The 18,976-nt window shown below is 54.0% G+C and carries 13 protein-coding genes; 5 read left to right on the plus strand and 8 right to left on the minus strand.

The features are described from left to right. Positions 1-309 precede the first annotated feature (309 nt). From ACIRQ6_RS07445 to urtA, 8 genes are all read right to left on the minus strand, one after another. Entirely contained in the window at positions 310-4,323 is a 4,014-nt protein-coding gene (locus ACIRQ6_RS07445) for a calcium-binding protein (RefSeq protein WP_420863496.1), read from the minus strand. Positions 4,324-4,462: 139 nt separating this feature from the next. Further along, a complete protein-coding gene (locus ACIRQ6_RS07450) occupies positions 4,463-4,795 on the minus strand; it encodes an FmdB family zinc ribbon protein (protein WP_420863497.1) in 333 nt (110 codons plus the stop codon). 60 nt (positions 4,796-4,855) lie between these two features. Then, positions 4,856-6,085 (minus strand): formamidase, encoded by a 1,230-nt coding sequence (fmdA, locus tag ACIRQ6_RS07455; protein ID WP_420863498.1) that lies wholly within the window; start codon positions 6,083-6,085, stop codon positions 4,856-4,858. A gap of 22 nt (positions 6,086-6,107) precedes the next feature. Continuing rightward, on the minus strand, positions 6,108-6,797 hold the full coding sequence (urtE, locus tag ACIRQ6_RS07460; protein ID WP_420863499.1) for an urea ABC transporter ATP-binding subunit UrtE: 690 nt from the start codon (positions 6,795-6,797) through the stop codon (positions 6,108-6,110). Between the two features lie 12 nt (positions 6,798-6,809). Then, the gene (urtD, locus tag ACIRQ6_RS07465) at positions 6,810-7,556 is read right to left on the minus strand and encodes an urea ABC transporter ATP-binding protein UrtD (RefSeq protein WP_420863500.1); all 747 of its coding nucleotides are present in this window, start codon (positions 7,554-7,556) and stop codon (positions 6,810-6,812) included. Further along, positions 7,556-8,695, minus strand: coding sequence for an urea ABC transporter permease subunit UrtC (urtC, locus tag ACIRQ6_RS07470; protein WP_420863501.1), 1,140 nt, complete (start codon positions 8,693-8,695; stop codon positions 7,556-7,558). Before urtC ends, urtD begins: the two co-directional genes overlap by 1 nt. Positions 8,696-8,707: 12 nt before the next feature. Then, entirely contained in the window at positions 8,708-9,634 is a 927-nt protein-coding gene (gene urtB / locus ACIRQ6_RS07475) for an urea ABC transporter permease subunit UrtB (protein ID WP_420863502.1), read from the minus strand. Between the two features lie 99 nt (positions 9,635-9,733). Then, positions 9,734-11,002 carry an urea ABC transporter substrate-binding protein gene (gene urtA / locus ACIRQ6_RS07480; RefSeq protein ID WP_420863503.1) on the minus strand — a complete coding sequence of 423 codons (1,269 nt, stop codon included), beginning with the start codon at positions 11,000-11,002 and terminating at the stop codon, positions 9,734-9,736. Positions 11,003-11,232: 230 nt separating this feature from the next. Here urtA and ACIRQ6_RS07485 point away from each other — a divergent pair, with 230 nt between their 5' ends. The 5 genes from ACIRQ6_RS07485 to ACIRQ6_RS07505 all read left to right on the plus strand — a co-directional run bounded on the left by ACIRQ6_RS07485 (position 11,233) and on the right by ACIRQ6_RS07505 (position 18,970). Continuing rightward, complete coding sequence (locus ACIRQ6_RS07485; protein WP_420863504.1) at positions 11,233-14,583, plus strand: ATP-binding protein; 3,351 nt, start codon at positions 11,233-11,235, stop codon at positions 14,581-14,583. Then, positions 14,564-15,463 carry a response regulator transcription factor gene (locus ACIRQ6_RS07490; protein WP_420863505.1) on the plus strand — a complete coding sequence of 300 codons (900 nt, stop codon included), beginning with the start codon at positions 14,564-14,566 and terminating at the stop codon, positions 15,461-15,463. Before ACIRQ6_RS07485 ends, ACIRQ6_RS07490 begins: the two co-directional genes overlap by 20 nt. Before the next feature lie 217 nt (positions 15,464-15,680). Then, entirely contained in the window at positions 15,681-16,370 is a 690-nt protein-coding gene (locus tag ACIRQ6_RS07495; protein WP_420863506.1) for a D-lyxose/D-mannose family sugar isomerase, read from the plus strand. Between the two features lie 186 nt (positions 16,371-16,556). After that, positions 16,557-17,627 carry a LacI family DNA-binding transcriptional regulator gene (locus ACIRQ6_RS07500; RefSeq protein WP_420863507.1) on the plus strand — a complete coding sequence of 357 codons (1,071 nt, stop codon included), beginning with the start codon at positions 16,557-16,559 and terminating at the stop codon, positions 17,625-17,627. Beyond that, the gene (locus ACIRQ6_RS07505; RefSeq protein ID WP_420863508.1) at positions 17,624-18,970 is read left to right on the plus strand and encodes an ABC transporter substrate-binding protein; all 1,347 of its coding nucleotides are present in this window, start codon (positions 17,624-17,626) and stop codon (positions 18,968-18,970) included. Before ACIRQ6_RS07500 ends, ACIRQ6_RS07505 begins: the two co-directional genes overlap by 4 nt. Positions 18,971-18,976: the final 6 nt, after the last annotated feature.

Raw genomic sequence — 18,976 nt, forward strand, 5'->3', positions numbered from 1 at the left:
CCTTTAAGTTGAACCTATTTTTCTAATGGAGATACGTTAGGTCAGGCGTGGCGGACTTGTCAAACTTTGTTAACTCAATTTTTGAAAATGGGGTAAAAGCGACTTTTTATTGGGCAATGACAACTGCTTGAAGGTTAGAAAGCCCGCCTAAAGATGGCCCATTCAGGCCGATGGGTCTGTCATTCTTGAGGCACGTCATACCGTGGAATTTCGATCAGGTTCTAAATCAGTGGGCGTTGGATCAACGTGGGGGATTGCAGACACTATCGTGACGGGACTGTACTATATTTTCCCCAAACAGATGCCACATTAGAACCATTCGATCGCTGTTTCCAGCGTCGCGGGGTCGGTGATGCCAATCAGGCGCAAGGTGTTCCCGTCGCCAAAGTCAAACACTGTGTCGCCATCAATCACACTGGCAAAGTCCAGAATTTGTGTGGCTGTCAAGTCGGCACCGTCCCACAGCGTATCCTTCAGCTGTAAAACATCCCCGGCAAAATCAAAGATCGTGTCCTGACCCGAAGTATAGACAAAGGTGTCGACGCCGGTGCCGCCATACATCGTGTCATCGCCCCCGCCACCGTGGATCAGGTCATTGCCGCCAGCCCCAGAAAGGGTGTCATTGCCGCTGTTGCCATAAAGGGCGTCGTCACCACGGCCGCCTGTTATGGTATCGTCTCCGGCCTGCCCATAGGCGGTGTTTTCCGTGTATTCAAAGGCATTCGGGGCCTGCACATAAACCGTGTCGTCGCCTTTGCCTGCGTAGATCGTATCAATCACAGATCCACCATAGCGGATGCCGCTGATCTGTTCGCCCGCATCGGTGCCATAGGTGGTAAATTGCGTCTCTGTCAGGTCCAACGTGCTGCCATCGGCAAACTGAAATGTCTCGATGCCGCCGCGATAGTCGAACTGGCTGTCGATCTGGATGCTGCCGCCTGCGCCGCCATCGACCTGCAACACGAGGGTGCTGTTCAGCAAGCGGTAAAAGCTGATGTCTGACACTGTGATGCCGTTGCCAAACAAAAGAACGTCAGCGGCGCCATTGCTTTCCGAAATTATATCGTTGCCGTGGCCGTAGCTGAATTTGTAGGTGTCATCGCCCGCAAAATCATAAATGTAATCGTTGCCCTTACCGCCCACATAAAGATCATTGCCGCTGTCGCCGCGTAGGCTGTCGTTGCCACTGCCACCGTAAAGCGCGTCATCGCCGCGCCCCCCATAAATTGCGTCGTCACCTGCCTGCCCATAGGCGGTATTTTCAGTGTATTCGCTGAAATTCGGGGCCTGCACATAAACCGTGTCGTCACCTTTGCCTGCATAGATCGTATCAATCACAGACCCACCATAGCGGATGCCGCTGATCTGTTCGCCCGCATCGGTGCCATATGTGGTAAATTGCGTGTCTGTCAGATCCAATGTGCTGCCATCAGCAAACTGAAACGTCTCAATGCCACCAAGATACTCGAACTGGCTGCTAATCTTGATGCTGCCGCCTGCGCCACCGTCGACGAGCAGAACAAGGGTGCTGTTCAGCAAACGGTAAAAGCTGATGTCATCGGCCGTTATGCCCGCGCCAAAGGCCAGCACATCGGCCGTTCCATTTTCGTCATCAATCCTGTCGTTGCCGTGGCCGTAGTTGAATTTATAGGTGTCATCCCCTGCAAAATCGCGCAGATCATCGTCACCGGTTCCGCCCACAAGAAGGTCATTGCCACTGTCGCCGCGTAGGCTGTCGTTGCCTTGGCCGCCATAAATGTAATCGTCACCGCGACTACCAACCAAGACATCATCGCCTTGTTGCCCAAACAAGTGGTTGCTGGTGAGGTCGTAAAAATTTGGCGCAGAGGCATAGATCGTATCGTTGCCACCGCCACCGTAGATCTTGTCGTTGGTCTTGCCACCGCGTCCAACCCCGTAGAACCAATCGTCCAGATCCGAGCCACGCAGTGTGTGCGAAAGATTGTCCAGCCGGATCGTTTGCCCATCTGCAAAGAGCAACTGTTCAATGGCGCCTTGTCCGGCCGCATAATTGAACTGGTCTTGCACCAAAATCTGGCCGGTTTGCGAACCTGTGTCGATCAGGATCCGCATGTCACCGTTCGAGACCCTCTCGATGGTCACATGATCGATCTCGATACCCGCGCCCAGCTTGATCCGGTCAAATTCATTGCCTTCCTCGTCATAGGTGTCGACGCCGTGCCCCAACTGGTAAAGGTAGGTGTCTTTGCCAAACGAGCCAAAGATTAGATCGGCACCAACCCCGCCAATCAGCAGGTCATTGCCAGCATCACCGCTGATCGTATCTGCGCCGACGCCGCCCTTGATAATGTCATTGCCGTAACTGCCCGACAGATCGTCGTCGCCTACGGTGCCCGTGATGCGGTCATTCTCGTTGGTGCCAAATTCAGTGGTGCCTGCGTCACTGGCCCATCCCAGCGAGGCCACGACTTCCGTGAGCGTCAGTTCACTGACCGAGGCTTGGATGGCGGCATCCAGCGCGCTATAGGATTGGGCCGTGAGGGCATCGGTTCCGGCACCAAATTCGATCAGTCGCACAAGGCCGGACCAAATGCTGAGCGGATCATTACTGTTTCCGGCAATCTCGATCACTTGGGCAAGGGCGGTGTCATCCAGTGTCGTGCCGCCGATGGTCACGCTATCGGTATAGCTGTCGTATTGGGGTGGGTCTTCAAACACAAAGGCCGCCACAGTTTGTGCCAGCAGGCGGCCTGTGGTGGCATCCAGCAAGATTTGGAAGGCCTCGGCAAGGTCCTGACCAGCAAAATAGAAGGGGTCCGGGCTCCACCCGCGTTGAAGAAACGGCTCGGCCGAGAAGGTCTCAAGAAAATGCAACTCGCGTGCATCGATGTTGGGGCCGCGCGAGGTGGGATCGATTTGATCCACACCGGCCCATGCGAACATTATGGCGCGCATTTGATCCTGCACCCAGTAAGGCTGGGACATCAATTCGGTCAGGGATTTGTCTGTAAGGTCTGTCACCAAGGGGCGCAACGTGTCTGACACTGGGCTTTCGGACATCAGGGCAAAAGACAGGTCCGGCAATTCACCGTAACCACGCAGATTGGGCATGAAAAATACCGTGGGGTCAAACGCGTAATCTGGTGTAAAAACAGTAACAAAGTTGTCGTAGTTAAACCAGACGTCATGCACATCGCGGGTGGTGGTGACACCTTCGATGTTCACTGTATAGGTCGAGATATGGCTGACACTATGGCCCTGATTTTGCTGGTTAACCTGCGTGGCGGCCAGCGCGATTTCGGTGATCCCAAGGTCTGAAAGGCTGCTCAATTCGCCGTCATCGGTCAGCCCGTCTTGGTTCAGGTCCTGCCAGATCAGGAGATCGGCAAACTGCGCATCACCCGTTGTGATCAGACCATCGCTGTTGCTGTCATACCCTGCAAGGATACTGAAACCGTCCGTGGAATCGGTGCCAAAAAGCTCGGCGTGGTTATTGATCTGACCGTCGCCATTCAGGTCAATCGCAAGCAGACCGTCGTCAGCCGCCACCCAGCCCGACCGTTCCTTGAACCCGTCCAGATCGATGTCCCAAAAGACAGTGCTGTCGGCGAGGCTGACCACCTCGATCCCGTCGCCATCCAGATCAAACACCAAAGGCGAGCTGTTCTTTTCCCCATCTTCGATCTTGTCCATGGCGTCTTTGGCAGGATCGGAGGCATCTGGATCGGGCTGGTCCGGCTTGGGCTTGTCGTCCGGGCAGAACTGTTTTGCGCGTTCTAGAGCCGTAGACATGTCGTTATCTGAGTTGCCAAACTTAATCCAAGGTACGACGTCAAGCTCCATGTGCTTTAGGCCAAAACCACCGGAAAAATTGTAACTCCCGGCGTCTTTTGCGCCGTTTGTTTCGTCAAGAATTTCCCAATCGTATTTTCCGGGGCCGGTTTTGCGCAGAACGACTTCTTGCCTACCGTCCGGTTCACTGACGTATTTGCGATTGAGCGTGCCCCCGACACCGTTTTCAAACTGATGCGCTACGCTTTTTGATTGTTCGACGAGGACATATTCGGGGTCTTCGGTTTCATCGTTGGTGTCGATGAGTTTCTTGATCAGATCTTCGTCTGATATGGATCCTTGAAGTACTTTTTGAATGCTGCCCCGTTCGAAATGAATCTTTTTGACAGCCTCTATATCAACGGTCCAAGGACGGAGATTTAGGATTTCTTGAATTTCTGGCGGTCGCGTTTCGCGATCAGGGTAGGCTTTGCGAAACTGATTTTTAATCTCAGTTAAGTTGCTTCTAAAATCGTCAATCAAATCCTGATCTTCGGAAATTTCGAGCATGAGACTGGTGCAAGGCGAATTCTTTTCCTGGGCGGGGGGCTGTGGCTCGGGCATTGGTGACCTAATGACGTATTAACAATACCCCACCGTTGCTGAGTTGAATGTGAAAGGCAACGGTTTGTTGTTGCCCTTCACCACATCAGTGCGAGATCATCCATGGCCGCTTGGTCGGGAAGCTTTTTGATCCGTCCGGTCGGTGCAGAGTTGTGCTGCTTTTCTTTGAGCCACCACTACAACAACTGCATCCGGGTCCGTGGGTTGAAGTCCGTTTTGGCGCATCGGCGCTGCGTTCGTTTGTGGCGTGTCCAACACGCAGGCTGGTGCTTACAAATGATACGTTTGGTGCGGTGAGCATCACGCGGCGGGCTGAGGTGCCACAGGCCGGGCAATCGCAAGGATCTGCAAACTTGGACATTGGGGCCATGGCTTCAAAGGCGCCGCAATCGGTGCAGTGATATTCATAAACGGGCATAGTTGCCTCCCTTCGTTGAAAAACCGGGCCCAAATCTGGGGCCCGGCTAAAGCACTGGTCTTACAGATCCGGTGCCAGCGGAATGTCGACACTTCCATCCAGAAATTTGGTTGGCCCATTTGCATTTGGCATCATGTCCCATTCAAAGATGTCATTGGGCAGCCAAAGCGTGGCACAGGCGTTTGGAATATCCACCACGCCAGAGATGTGACCTTGCACTGGCGCTGTGCCCAAAATCGCATAGGCCTGCGCGCCCGTGTAGCCAAATTTTTTGAGGTATTCGATGGCGTTCAAACAGGCCTGACGATAGGCCACGTGCACGTCCAGATAATGCTGGCCGCCGCTTTCATCCACCGAGATCCCTTCGAAAATCAGGTAGTCATCGTATTTTGGATTGATTGGCGAGGGTTTGAAGACCGGGTTGCGGATGCCGTATTTGGTGACGCCTTCTTTGATCAGTGTCACTTTGATATGCAGCCAACCGGCCATCTCGATTGCGCCACAGAATGTAATTTCACCGTCGCCTTGGCTAAAGTGTAGATCCCCCATGGAAAGGCCACCACCGTCAACATAAACGGGGAAATAGCAGGTCGCCCCGCGGCTTAGATCCTTGATATCGCAATTGCCGCCATGTTCGCGCGGCGGCACGGTGCGTGCAGCCTCGGTTGCAGCGGCGGCGCGCTCGTCGCCTTTCATGGCGCCCATATGGGCACTTTGGGTGTTGGGCAGGGCGGCCAAAGGCGGCTCACGCATGGGATCGGTGTTAAAGAGTGCGGTCTCACGGGTGTTCCACATGTCCAACATCTTGCGATCAGGCAAACAACCGATCAGGCCGGGGTGGATCTGGCCTGCATATTTCACACCGGGCACGTGGCGCGATTTGGTGAACATGCCATCAAAATCCCAGATGGATTTTTGCGCTTCAGGAAAGTGATCCGTCAGAAAACCACCACCATTTTTCTTGGAAAAAAAGCCATTAAAACCCCATTCCATTTCCTCTTTGGCGCCGATGTCCAGAATTTCCACGACCATAAGATCGCCGGGCTCAGCGCCTTTGACGCCGATGGGGCCGGACAGGTAGTGGACCTGTTCCAGTTCCACATCGCGCACATCGCTGGCGTCGTCATTGTTTGCAATCTGACCACCGGTCCAGTCATAGGTTTCGATTTTGAAATCATCGCCGGGCTCGACCCAAACATTTATCGGAATATCGGGATGCCACCGGTTGTGGACGTTTTCGTTTGTGTGGGGGCTTTCGCTTAGGTCCACAGAGATCAATGTATCAGCCATGTCTGTCTCCTCGTCTGCTGGGTTACACGGATAGAAATTTCGAGACTTTCGCCTCGTCGATGCCGTCGCGGGGGCTGTCGTGTACGAAGGCACCGTTTTCGATCACCATCACGCGGTCGGCTACATCCAGCGCAAAGCTGAGAACCTGTTCCGAGACGATAATCGTCAGTCCCTTTTGATCGCGAATTTTGCGCAAGGTGCGGGCCATCTCGCGAATGATAGAAGGCTGGATGCCTTCGGTCGGCTCATCGAGCAGCAACACTTTGGGGTTCGAGGCCAGCGCACGGGCAATCGCCAGTTGCTGTTGTTGGCCCCCCGACAGGTTGCCGCCGCGACGTGATTTCATCTCCAGCAGGACCGGAAACAACTCGTAAATATCGTCTGGAACCGTGGACTGACCGGTCACTGTCAGGCCTGTTTCGACGTTTTCCTGTACAGTCATGGCGGAAAAAATCATGCGGCCTTGGGGTACATAGGCGATGCCATTGGCGACGCGTTGATGGGATTTTAGCCCCGTGACAGGCGTGCCATCCACATCCACACCGCCGGATTTTTCCGGTACGATGCCCATCAAGGTCTTCATCAGGGTCGTTTTCCCCATGCCGTTGCGGCCCATGATGGCGACGATTTCGCCTGCGGGGACGTCGATATTCAGCCCGTGCAATACTTCGGATTCGCCGTAAGCCGCGCGGAGGTCTTGGACATTCAACATTGCACTTCTCCGTTAGTGACCCAGATACACTTCGATAACTTTGGGATCGGCCTGCACATGGGCCATGGATCCTTCAGACAGCATTTTGCCCTGATGCAGCACGTTCACGCGGGTCGCGATGTCTTCGACAAAACCCATGTCGTGTTCGATCACGATCACGGACCGGTCCTTGATGATCCGGTTCAGCAGTTCCGCTGTTTTCTTGCGCTCGGCCACGGACATGCCTGCGACAGGTTCATCCAGCATCAAAAGTTCGGGGTCTTGGATCAGCAGCATCCCGATCTCGAGCCATTGCTTTTGCCCGTGGCTGAGGAACGCGGCCTTAAGGGTTAAAACCTCATCCAAAAAGATCGTCTCGGCGATTTCCTGAATGCGGCTTTCTACTTGGGCATCGCGGCGAAAGGCGAGGGCGCCGAACACGTTGTAGCCTTTGGGATAGCTGATCTCGAGATTTTCAAAGACTGTCAGATCCTCATAAACCGATGGCGTTTGGAATTTACGCCCGACACCTGCATGCACGATCTGGTCTTCGCGCATTTTGGTCAGTTCTTGGTTCTTGAATTTGACCGATCCATCAGTGGCTTTGGTCCGTCCGCAAATCAAATCCAACACGGTGGTTTTTCCAGCCCCGTTGGGGCCGATGATCACGCGGCATTCATTGGGTTCTACGTAAAAGCTGAGATCATCTACAGCTTTGAACCCGTCAAAGGACACTGTTAGGCCTTCGACTTTGAGCAGGAAACGTTCTTCGGTCAGCATCAGGCGGCCCCTTCTTTTTTCGTGGCAGTCAGGTCAGGGGCGGCTTGGGCTTTCTTGGCCCAAAGTTTGTTTAGCTGGGGCATGATTTTTTCGGACCAGACACCGGCCAACCCGTTTGGAAAGAGCATCACAACGGCGATAAACAAACCGCCAAGACCAAAGAGCCAAAGTTCGGGAAAACTTTCGGAGAAAGTTGTCTTGGCCCAGTTGACCAACAGCGCGCCGTAGACAGCGCCAATGATCGACAACCGACCCCCAACAGCGCAGAAGATGACCATTTCGATCGAGGGCACGATGCCCACAAGTGTGGGCGACATAAAGCCCACTTGCAGTGTGAACATAGCCCCACCGATGCCCGCAAAAGCCGCACCTAGGCAGAAGATAAAGATCTTGAAGCTGGCCACGTCGTAGCCCGAAAACCGCACGCGGTCTTCTTGGTCGCGCATGGCGATCAGGATCCGGCCCAGTTTGGATTTACGCACGAAATGGGCAATGAAAAGCACCACAAACAGCAGCACGCCATTAACGTAATACAGGATCTCTTTTGCCTCATCGGTGCGGATGTCCCAACCCTTGAGGGTCCGCAGATCTGTGATGCCGTTCACGCCGCCCGTGTAGCCCTGTTGGCCGATAATCAGGATCGTCAGGATCGCCGCAAAAGCCTGCGTGATGATGGCAAAATAGACGCCCCCCACGCGACGGCGGAACATGGCCACACCGATGATAAAGGCAAAGACCACAGGCACCAGAACCACTGCGATCAGCGACAGGGTCAGGCTGTAAAACGGTGTCCACCACATGGGCAATTCCGTCAGCTGGTTCCAGTCCATAAAGTCTGGAATGCCGGGCGTGGATTGAATGGCTGTGTTTTCCGGAGTGGAGGCTTCGAGCTTGAGAAACATTGCCATGCAATAGCCGCCCAAGCCAAAGAACACGCCTTGGCCGAGGCTGAGGATCCCGCCAGCGCCCCAGCACAACACCAGCCCGACAGCCACAAAGGCATAAGTCAGGTATTTGCCAAAGAGGTTGAGACGGAAATTGTCTAGGATACTGGGCAGCAGCAGAAAGATCACGACCGCCAATACGGCAAATCCAACGGCCTCGTAGCGGGTAAAGAGCGGGGTTTTTGTAAAGGTCATCTGTGCCGGTCCTTACTTGCGCAGTTTGAGGGAAAAGAGGCCTTGCGGACGCACCATCAAGATGCCCACGACCACCAGGAGGGTCAGAACTTTGGCCATGGAACCCGACAGGAAGAATTCCATGATCGATTGGGCTTGCGAGATCGAGAAGGCTGAGGCGATTGTGCCTAGGATGCTGCCTGCACCGCCAAAGACGACTACAAGGAACGTGTCCACGATATAAAGCTGCCCTGCAGTGGGGCCTGTTGAGCCTATCATCGTAAAGGCAGATCCAGCGACACCAGCCACACCGCAACCGATGCCAAAGGTCAGGCGGTCGGTCCATTCGGTGTTGATGCCAACGGCGCCCGCCATGATGCGATTTTGGTTGATCGCGCGCACTTGTTTGCCCCAGTTGGAGCGGAACATCATCACGTAGACCGCCAGCGAAATCCCCACGGCCAAGGTCATCACAAAGATGCCGTTGATGGGCACTTCGATCAGGTCGGTGACAGGCATCGATCCCATCATCCAGTTGGGAATGGTGACGCCCACTTCGCGTGCGCCAAAGGCCGTGCGATAAAACTGTTGTAGAATAAGACTAAGGCCCCAAGTGGCCAAAAGCGTGTCCAAGGGGCGTTTGTAAAGATGTCGGATGATCGACCATTCGACCAACAACCCCAGCACCCCTGAGGCTATGAACGCCAATATCATCGCCAAAAAGAAATAGCCGTTAAATAACGCTGGCATGTAATCTGAAAAAAAGTTCGACACGAAATACGTCACATAGGCGCCAAGGATCATAAATTCGCCATGGGCCATGTTGATCACGCCCATTTGCCCAAAAATGATGGCAAGGCCCAAGGCCATAAGCACAAAGACCGAAAACAAGATCAGGCCAGCAAAACCTTGCATGGCAAAAATGGCGCCCAGTTCGGACATGGAATAATCGGAAAACATTTCGCTTCCTTTATTGGCAACGCTGTGTGGTCAGAAAGTCAGGGAAGGGTGGGGTGGCCCGCTGCGGGATAAGCAGGCCACCCGTCTTGGTCAGATCGCTTATTGGTAGCCTTCCGGGAAGGGATCCGGCTCTACCAATTCGGCGGTCTCAAACACCACCTCATATTGACCATCCGGCTTTGCTAGGCCGACACGGGTCTTGGACCAGAGGTGGTGATTTTCGTGAACTTTTACATAGCCTTCTGGGGCTGTGTCCAACTCGATACCAATTTGGGCTTCGCGGACTTTGTCCACATCGAAGGAGCCTGCTTTTTCCACGGCGGCTTTCCACAACCATGGGCCAAGATAGGCCGCCTGTGTAACATCGCCGATCACGATGTCCTCGCCCCACATTTCTTTGAAGGCTTTGACGAAAGCTATGTTGTTTGGATTGTCGAGGGACTGGAAGTACTTCATGCAGGCATAAGCGCCTTCCATATTCTCGCCGCCAATGCCCAAAATTTCGTCCTCGGTGACCGAAATCGTCAGCAGGATCGGATCCTCGGCAGTCATGTCGATGCCTGCGGCTTTGAGCTGCTTGTAGAAGGCCACGTTCGAGCCACCCACAACAATGGCGTAAATCACGTCAGGTTTGCGTAAGCGGATCTTGTTGATGACCGAGTTGAACTGAGTGTGACCCAGAGGATAGTAATCCTCGCCCACAACTTTGCCGCCAAGGAAGTTTTCGATGTGCTTGCGAGCGATTTTGTTCGATGTACGTGGCCAGATGTAGTCAGAGCCCAGCAGATAAAAGCTGTTTGCGCCTTTGGTTTCTTTGACCCAATCCAGACCTGCGATGATCTGCTGCGTGGCTTCTTGGCCAGTGTAGATCACGTTGGGGCTTTCTTCCAAACCCTCGTAGAAGGTCGGGTAGTACAGGAAACCATTGTGCTGTTCGAACACCGGCAGCACGGCTTTGCGGCTGGCGGATGTCCAGCAGCCCATGACCGATGCGACCTTGTCGTTGACTAGCAATTTGCGGGCTTTTTCTGCGAACGTCGGCCAATCGGACGCGCCATCTTCTTGGATCACTTCGATCTGACGGCCCAGCACACCGCCCATTTCGTTGATCTGTTTGATCGCAAGCTTTTCGGCCTGAACCGACCCGGTCTCCGAGATCGCCATAGTCCCAGTCACCGAATGCAAAATGCCGACTGTGACTGTGTCGTCGGTAACCGCCAGACCTGTTGTGTTGACCTCAGCGGTGGGAAAGCTTTGTGCCATCAAGCCTTTAGGTGCAAAGAGGGCTGCCCCAAATGCAGCAGAGCTTGCCATCATGGCACGGCGACTCAGGCCGTCCGTTTTCTTTGAAGAAGGTGTGTCAGACATATCCATTCCTTTTTCGGATGCTAAAAGATTAGGCGATTCCAAGTTTCGCCAACTTCTTCAGGATCAGGGCAACGGTGGCGGATCGATATACGTCGAATGACGTATAGGCCTGCGCGTTTTGTCCCCTATTGTTCTAACGCAATGGGAAACCCGTTTGATTGGGAGGGGGGGCGCAGTCTGGTGACTGTCGCGCGCTTGGACGGTTCGTTTCACAACAAAGGCTTTGGGACATGGCAACTGCACTTAAAGCGACCAGTGAAAAGCGGACGTATAACCGTTGGGTCGCAAATGAGACGATGGAAGACTTCGCGCTGCGGTTCACGGCCCGCCGCGCACGCCGGTGGAGCTATGCACGGGTGGCCAACACCGCAATTGGTTCAATCTCGTTTCTAGCGCTTGAGGCGATTGGGGCTGCGATCACCATCACCTACGGCTTTGATATCGCGATTGTGGCCATCATGTGGGTCGGCATGTTGCTGTTTCTTACGGGCTTTCCGATCTGCTTTTACGCAGCGCGCTACGGCGTCGACATCGATTTGCTGACACGTGGCGCGGGCTTTGGCTATATCGGCTCGACGATTACGTCGCTGATCTATGCCTCTTTCACCTTCATCTTTTTTGCGCTGGAGGCCGCGATCCTTGCCTTGGCTTTGGACTTCCTTTTCGGGCTGCCGATTTTTCTGGGATATATCGTCAGCGCCTTGGTGGTGATCCCGCTGGTGGTCAATGGGTTTTCCAAAATCTCGGCGTTTCAAACATGGACCCAGCCAGTTTGGGTCATTTTGCACATCCTACCCTTCGCCTTGTTGGCCTTTGTGGGCTATGACATTGACGGCTGGGTTGGCTTTGAGGGCACGGAATCGGGCAAAGGCACCTCGACGTTTCTGATGTTGGGGGCGGCCTCTGGCGTGATCTTTTCGTTGGTGGCACAGATCGGCGAACAGGTTGATTTTCTGCGCTTTTTGCCTGAGCCCAAAACCAAATCGGATCGCCGAAAATGGTTCGCAGCCCTTATTGTGGCGGGGCCGGGATGGTCGGTGATTGGCGTGCTCAAGATGATTGCGGGCTCCTATCTGGTGACACTCGCCGTGCGCGAGGCGGTGCCCTTGGTCGACGCCGGTGATCCCACGCACATGTACTACACTGCGTTCAATCAGGTCTTTGGATCGCCCGCCGTAGTGCTGGCGCTGACGGGTTTGTTTGTGGTTTTGTCCCAGCTCAAAATCAATGTGACCAACGCCTACGCAGGCTCAATCGCTTGGTCGAATTTCTTTTCGCGATTGACCCACAGCCACCCCGGCCGCGTGGTGTGGCTGGTGTTCAACGTAGCTATTGCGGTGTTGTTGATGGAACTGGGCGTGTTCGAGGGGCTTGAACAGGTATTGCGCCTCTATTCCCATGTGGCGGTCGCGTGGATTGGGGCGCTCGTGGCGGATCTGGTGATAAACAAACCCCTAGGCCTTAGCCCCAAAGGCATCGAATTTCGCCGCGCTCACCTTTATGATATCAACCCTGTTGGCATTGGCGCGATGGGATTGGCCTGTGTGTTGTCCTTGGTCGCTGTGATGGGCGGTTTGGGGCCGTTTGCCCAAGCGTTTTCCACGGTGATCGCCCTTGGATCGGCCTTTGTGCTGGCCCCTGTGATTGCCTTTGCCACGGGCGGCAAATACTACTTGGCCCGTCCGGAAACGCCTATGCCACCACAAGGTGTCCAAAGCTGCTCTATCTGCGATTTCCGCTTTGATCCCGAGGACATGACCCATTGCCCGTTTCACGCTGGCCCGATTTGTTCGCTGTGCTGTACGTTGGACAGCAATTGTCAGGACAGTTGCAAACCCCATGCCCGGTTCGAGACAAATTTTCGCAACATGCTGTACCGAGTGTTCCGACCCGAGATTGCGACGCTGCTGATGTCGCGACTGTCGCGGTTTTTAGTGTTCACCTGTCTGATCGGGGGCTGCTTTGGGGCGGCATTGATGATGATCCGTTCGTTGGAGGGGACGCCAAACTTTACGCCCGTTCTGACTGTGATGTTCGGTGTTGTCGTGATTATCATCGGGATCTGTGTTTGGATGTTTTTGTTGGTCAATGAAAGCCATCAGAAGGCCCGTGCCGAGACGACCCGCCAAACCGACAGGCTGTTGCGCGAAATTCGCGCCCACGAGCGCACGGATCACGCCTTGCAAGACGCCAAAGACAAAGCCGAGGCCGCAAATCTGGCCAAAACGCGGTATATGGCAGGTCTCAGTCACGAGCTGCGCACGCCACTGAATGCGATCTATGGGTTTGCCCAGATCCTTGAAAAAGATCCCAAAATGCCCGCCCATAGAACCGAGTCCGTCACGACCATCCGGCGCAGCAGCGAACATCTGGCGGGATTGATCGAGGGTTTGCTGGATATCTCGCGCATTGAGGCAGGCCGCCTCGAGATTATGCGCGACCGGATCAATCTGCACATGTTCCTCAAACAGGTCACATCAATTTTTGAGGAAGAGGCCCGCAGCAAAGGAGTGTCCTTTGTGGTTGAAACCAGCGGTTTGTTCCCGGAATGGATTAGTTTCGATGAAAAACGACTGCGCCAGATCCTGATCAACCTGCTGTCCAATGCGCTACGCTATACCGATCAAGGTGAGGTGCGGTTGAAAGTGGGCTATCGCAATGAAGTGGCATTAATCGAAGTGTCTGACACAGGCGTTGGCATTGATCCCCAGTTTTTGCCACGCATTTGGCGCCCATTCGAGCGGGCCAATCACAACACGATCCGTGGTTCCGGCCTTGGCCTGACGATCACCAAGCTGCTGGTTGAAATTCTAGGCGGAGAAATTGATGTGGAAAGCGAAGTCGGCATTGGCAGTACCTTCAAGGTTCGGCTGATGCTGCCTTCGATTGCTCATGGCAATCTGCACGAGACCCGCATTGCAGATGACGCGCGGTCCTTGCCTGTGACAGGCTATCATGGGACGCGCAAAACCTTGATGGTGGTAGACGATGATCTGCATCACCTGACCTTGATCAGCGATGTGTTTGAGCCGCTTGGCTTTGGCGTGGTTACGGCCTCCAATGCAGAAATGGCGCTGGATATGTTGTCGGATATCAAGCCGGATCTTTTCATTCTGGACATCGACATGCCGGGACAGGATGGGTGGTCTTTGGCCCAACACTTGCGCGACGGGGCCTTGGTTGCGATCCCGATCATTATGATTTCCGGCCATGCCAAAGATGCAGAAGCCCCCACGCCACAGCTGGCCCTTTACGATGCTTTTATCGCAAAACCCTATAATCTCGATGATCTGCTGATCCGGGTCGCGGAACTGCTCAAGATCGAGCTGAAGCTGGAAAACACTGTGATCCGTCATGACAAAAGCGGCACTGGGCTGGAGGCCTCGGAAACCTCTGAACTCATCACCATGGCGCTTTCGGGGCAGGCCACGGCCCTTCGAACGCGCTTAAACGAATTGGAAACGGCGCAGGCCTGTCCGCCCGAATTGCTGGCAACGCTGCGCGAAAATCTCGCCTCCTTTGATCTAAAGGCCATGGCAGACAATCTGAAAGACCACACAAATGGCCATACAAATGGATAGTCAAACCGTTCAGGACCAAAATATTGCGTTGGTGGTGGATGATGATCCTGCATCCCTCACCATGGTGTCTACGGCCCTTGAGGAAAATGGCATGTCAGTGATCGTGGCCCGAGACGGCAGCACAGCGATTGAGCTGGTAGGGCGGATCAACCCAGATGTCATTTTGATGGATGCAATCATGCCGGAAATGGATGGTTTCGAGACCTGTCGCAAGCTCAAGTCCGGCCCTTTGTCCACGGACGCCCCGATCATTTTTATGACCGGTCTAAGCGCGCCTGATGATGTGGTGCGTGGCTTGTCCGCAGGCGGCGTGGATTATGTGACCAAGCCAGTGATCGTCGACGAATTGGTGGCGCGGATCGGGATCCACATCGTGAATTCCAAATTGATCCAAAGTGCCCGTGACGCCCATGATGTGTCAGGCCGATCGCTGCTGGCGTTTGATCAATCGGGAACGTTGGTGTGGGGGTCCAAAATGGCGATGGATGCCTTTGATCTATCGGCGGCTCAATACGGAGAATTGAAGCGCTGGCTGATCGATGGCAGTCAAAAACCGGTTTCACAGGTGTCGGCGCTAACGCTCAACACTTACAAGTTTCAATATGTTGGACTGTCAAATGCAGCGGAACTTTTGGTCAAATTTTCACGCGAAAGCAACGAAACACCAGAACAACAACTCGAACGTCTCCTCAGCCTGACTGCGCGCGAATCCGAAGTGCTGTATTGGTTGACGCTTGGCAAAACAAACCGCGATATCAGTGCCATTTTGGGGTTAAGTCCGCGCACCGTGAACAAGCATCTGGAACAGGTTTTTCAAAAGATGGGCGTGGACAATCGCACATCAGCAGCTGTTGCGGCTGACCGAATACTGCATGCTTGAGTCATTTTAAATAATTTAAAACAGTGATTTAAAGTACTTTCTTAATGTAAATCTTCAGTCTGAAGTAATTTGCTTTGGTGCCGCTTTTGCTGGCGCTGATCATCCTCGCAACTTGTCAAAAAAGCGCTTCTGCTTTGGCATGGTTTCAGTTTAAGAGGCCTCAAACCACGCCCTTTTTTAGGACGGATTGTCGAATCTAAAGCAAGGAATACCCCTGATGAAACGCTCGCGTATCAATGAAATTATGGCTCAGGCAGATGATATGATCCGCAGTCACGGGTTTACCCTGCCGCCCTTTGCCTATTGGACGCCAGACGAATTTGCGGCCAATGCAACAGCGGCCCGCGCCTTAATCGAGGCGCGTTGCGGCTGGGACATCACTGATTATGGCGACGGTGACTTCGACAAAATGGGCTTGTTTTTGTTCACTTTGCGCAATGGCCGATTGACGGATCTTCAGCGCGGCGGCGGCATGTGCTACGCCGAAAAGCTGCTGATTTCGAAACAGGATCAACTGTCGCCCATGCACACCCATGTGATCAAGGCCGAAGACATCATCAATCGCGGCGGTGCGACTATGGTGGTTGAGTTGTTTGGATCCGACGACAACGGAAATTTTGCGGAGGATCGCGGTGGCATGGTGATGTGCGATGGTATTGCACGGACATTTGCGCCCGGTGAAAAACTGAGTTTTGCCCCCGGCGAAAGCCTGACCTTGATGCCTGGTGATTGGCATGCGTTTTGGGGCGAGGGCGGTGATGTTTTGATCGGCGAGGTCTCTACCGTGAATGACGACGAAACCGACAATATTTTCCGCGCACCCATCGGTCGGTTTTCGCAAATCGACGAGGACGTGCCGGCAACACATCTGTTGGTGAGCGATTACGCAACGCGCCTCAATCCTTAGGCAACGGACGCCCGCTTGGCCCCAAAATAGAAATGTTTCTGTTTACTTTTTGGGGCTAACACGCTGACATATAACATTTTTAATCCAACTCACCCAAGTACTTTATTGAAAACTTATCTTCTGGTTGCATAAATTCGTTGCACACCGAAACCGGTTTCGGTTAGCGTTTGAGCAGGGAGAGATTCGATGTCAGCAAAACCTGTCAGCCTCAAAACGCTTGCGGCAAAACTGGAGTTGACCGTGGGAACGGTCAGTCGCGCCTTGAACGGCTACGCTGATATTAGCCCTGCGACACGCGAACGTGTGCGCCGTGCGGCAGACGAGTTGGGCTACCGACCAAACCAGAACGCGCGCAGGCTTTCTATCGGCGTTCCCGAAACAATTTGCTATCAAATGCCGCGCTACGCGAGTTCGATTGCCCAGCCGTTTGTGGCCCAGCTGTTGCAGGGATTGGGTGAGGCACTGCGCAAGCGCAATTGGGATTTGTTGGTCAGCCACGCGGAATCCTCAAAAGATGAAATTGCACAGATCGACCGTCTGGTGCGGTCGGGGCGCATCGGCGGTATGGTCATTTCACGTCCGTTGAAAAACGATCCGCGCATTCGTCTGATGCAAGATCTGAAATGCCCGTTTGTGGTGCACGGTCGGACCAATTCCAGCGAAGGCTATGCGTGGTACGACATAGACAGCGAAGATGCCTTTGTTCAATCGGTGAACCACGTAGTTGGGTTGGGTCACAGTGCAATTGGCTTTATCGGCGCGCCCTTGCAGCTTCAGTTTGCCCAAGACCGTTTGAACGGATTTCAGCGGGCAATTGTTGAAAACGGCCTTACGGCAAATCCGGACTACATCCAGATCGCTGATTTCAGTGACGAAGGCGGCGAGGCGGCGACCAATATCTTGTTGGATATGGACGCGCCACCCACCGCGATTGTTTGTGTGTCTGATACTGTAGCTTTGGGAGCCTTGGCCGCCATTCGCGAGCGCGGATTGGTGCCGGGCCAGGACATTACTGTCATTGGATATGACGGGTTGCAGTTTGGTATTCATGCCAACCCGCCGTTGACAACCATGGCGCAACCGCAGGCTCATGCGGGGCGCCGATTGGGGGATATGCTGTTGTCGATCATCGATGGAGACGATCCGACCCAGCACCAAGAATTGCAGCGTGCCCATTTGGTTCGTCGCAAAACAGACGGGCCGATGCAAAATGCATGGGTTCGAAAATTCGTTTCTGTAAGGGAGGACTCACAATGAAACGTACAACAACTTTAATGGCCGGCTTGCTGGTTTCCACGGCACTGGTTGGTGCCGCACATGCGGACACAATCCGCTTTTGGACAATGGAAGTTCAGCCAGAACGCATAGCCGTTCAAGAAAAAATGGCTGCGGGCTTTGAAGCTGCAACAGGCCACAAAGTCGAGATCATTCCTGTAGAGGAATCCGACATCAAAACACGGGCCACAGCGGCCTTTGCGGCTGGCGATTTGCCAGACGTTTTGAACCACACTGTACAACACTTGCTGCCTTATGCCGAAGCCGGTCTGCTGGACACTGCTGCTGCCACTGAAGTGGTGGAAGATCTGGGCATAGACAGCTTTGCCTCTGGTCCAATCCGCATGGCAATGTCTGACGGTGAAATCGTATCGGTTCCCTCTGATGGTTGGACACAGTTGGTTGTATACCGTGCTGACTTGTTTGCTGACATGGGTTTGGCCGCGCCAACATCCTTTGAAGCGATGTCCGCTGCCATGGACAAACTGCACAACCCGCCAGAAATGTACGGTTTTGTCGCTGCGACTAAGATCGACGAAGGCTACATGATGCAGCTGATCGAGCACCTGTCGCTGGCTACAGGCTATTCGCCAATCACGGCTGATGGGTCGATCAACGAAGACACAACCAACCTTGTGCAGTTGCTTGAGCTTTACAAAAAGATGGTCGACAACTCGCCTCAGGGTGATCTGTACTGGTCGCAATCACGCGAATTATACCTCGATGGCAAAGCCGCGATGGTGATCTGGTCCCCATCCATTTTGGACGAATTGGGCGGCCTGCGTGACAGTGCACCTGTGACCATCAATGACGATCCCACAACAAAAGCCTTGGCTCAGGCCACAGGTTTCTCGACTGTGATCTCCGGTCCCGGCAACCCTGATGGTGCGGCCTACGCCGACGTGCGTTACCTCGGCATCACCGCAGACGCCAACACAGAAGTGGCCCAAGAGTTTGTAAAATATGTTGTGTCTGAAGGCTACGGCCAGTGGCTCAGCCAAGCTCCTGAAGGCAAATTCCCTGTGCGTCGCGGCACAGGTGGCGATGACAACAGCTATGAAATGACATGGGCTGGTCTGGACGTTGGTGTAGACCGCAAAGCGCCTTTGGCTGACATCTACCCACAACAGGTGATCGACGATATCGTTGCCGGCCTGTCCGTAGGCGACCGTTGGGGTGTTGCTGATGGTCAATTGGCCACTGCGTCCAAAATCGTCAACGCACAAGTGATGTCGCAAGTGATCCGCGAAATGACAGACGGTGAATTGTCTGTACAAGAAGCGGCTGACAAAATTGTGGCCCAACACAAAGCACTAGGTCTGTAAGCCAAG

It is taken from the genome of Algirhabdus cladophorae (assembly GCF_044772865.1).
GTDB classification, from domain to species: Bacteria; Pseudomonadota; Alphaproteobacteria; order Rhodobacterales; family Rhodobacteraceae; genus Algirhabdus; species Algirhabdus cladophorae.

Excerpts from the sequence above, each read along its gene's own strand:
- ACIRQ6_RS07450 (WP_420863497.1), bottom strand. The coding sequence starts at position 4,795 with ATGCCCGTTTATGAATATCACTGCACCGATTGCGGCGCCTTTGAAGCC.
- urtB (WP_420863502.1), bottom strand. The coding sequence starts at position 9,634 with ATGTTTTCCGATTATTCCATGTCCGAACTGGGCGCCATTTTTGCCATG.
- ACIRQ6_RS07505 (WP_420863508.1), top strand. The coding sequence starts at position 17,624 with ATGAAACGTACAACAACTTTAATGGCCGGCTTGCTGGTTTCCACGGCA.
- urtE (WP_420863499.1), bottom strand. The coding sequence starts at position 6,797 with ATGTTGAATGTCCAAGACCTCCGCGCGGCTTACGGCGAATCCGAAGTA.
- ACIRQ6_RS07500 (WP_420863507.1), top strand. The coding sequence starts at position 16,557 with ATGTCAGCAAAACCTGTCAGCCTCAAAACGCTTGCGGCAAAACTGGAG.
- ACIRQ6_RS07495 (WP_420863506.1), top strand. The coding sequence starts at position 15,681 with ATGAAACGCTCGCGTATCAATGAAATTATGGCTCAGGCAGATGATATG.
- ACIRQ6_RS07445 (WP_420863496.1), bottom strand. The coding sequence starts at position 4,323 with ATGCTCGAAATTTCCGAAGATCAGGATTTGATTGACGATTTTAGAAGC.
- urtC (WP_420863501.1), bottom strand. The coding sequence starts at position 8,695 with ATGACCTTTACAAAAACCCCGCTCTTTACCCGCTACGAGGCCGTTGGA.
- ACIRQ6_RS07485 (WP_420863504.1), top strand. The coding sequence starts at position 11,233 with ATGGCAACTGCACTTAAAGCGACCAGTGAAAAGCGGACGTATAACCGT.
- ACIRQ6_RS07490 (WP_420863505.1), top strand. The coding sequence starts at position 14,564 with ATGGCCATACAAATGGATAGTCAAACCGTTCAGGACCAAAATATTGCG.
- urtD (WP_420863500.1), bottom strand. The coding sequence starts at position 7,556 with ATGCTGACCGAAGAACGTTTCCTGCTCAAAGTCGAAGGCCTAACAGTG.
- fmdA (WP_420863498.1), bottom strand. The coding sequence starts at position 6,085 with ATGGCTGATACATTGATCTCTGTGGACCTAAGCGAAAGCCCCCACACA.
- urtA (WP_420863503.1), bottom strand. The coding sequence starts at position 11,002 with ATGTCTGACACACCTTCTTCAAAGAAAACGGACGGCCTGAGTCGCCGT.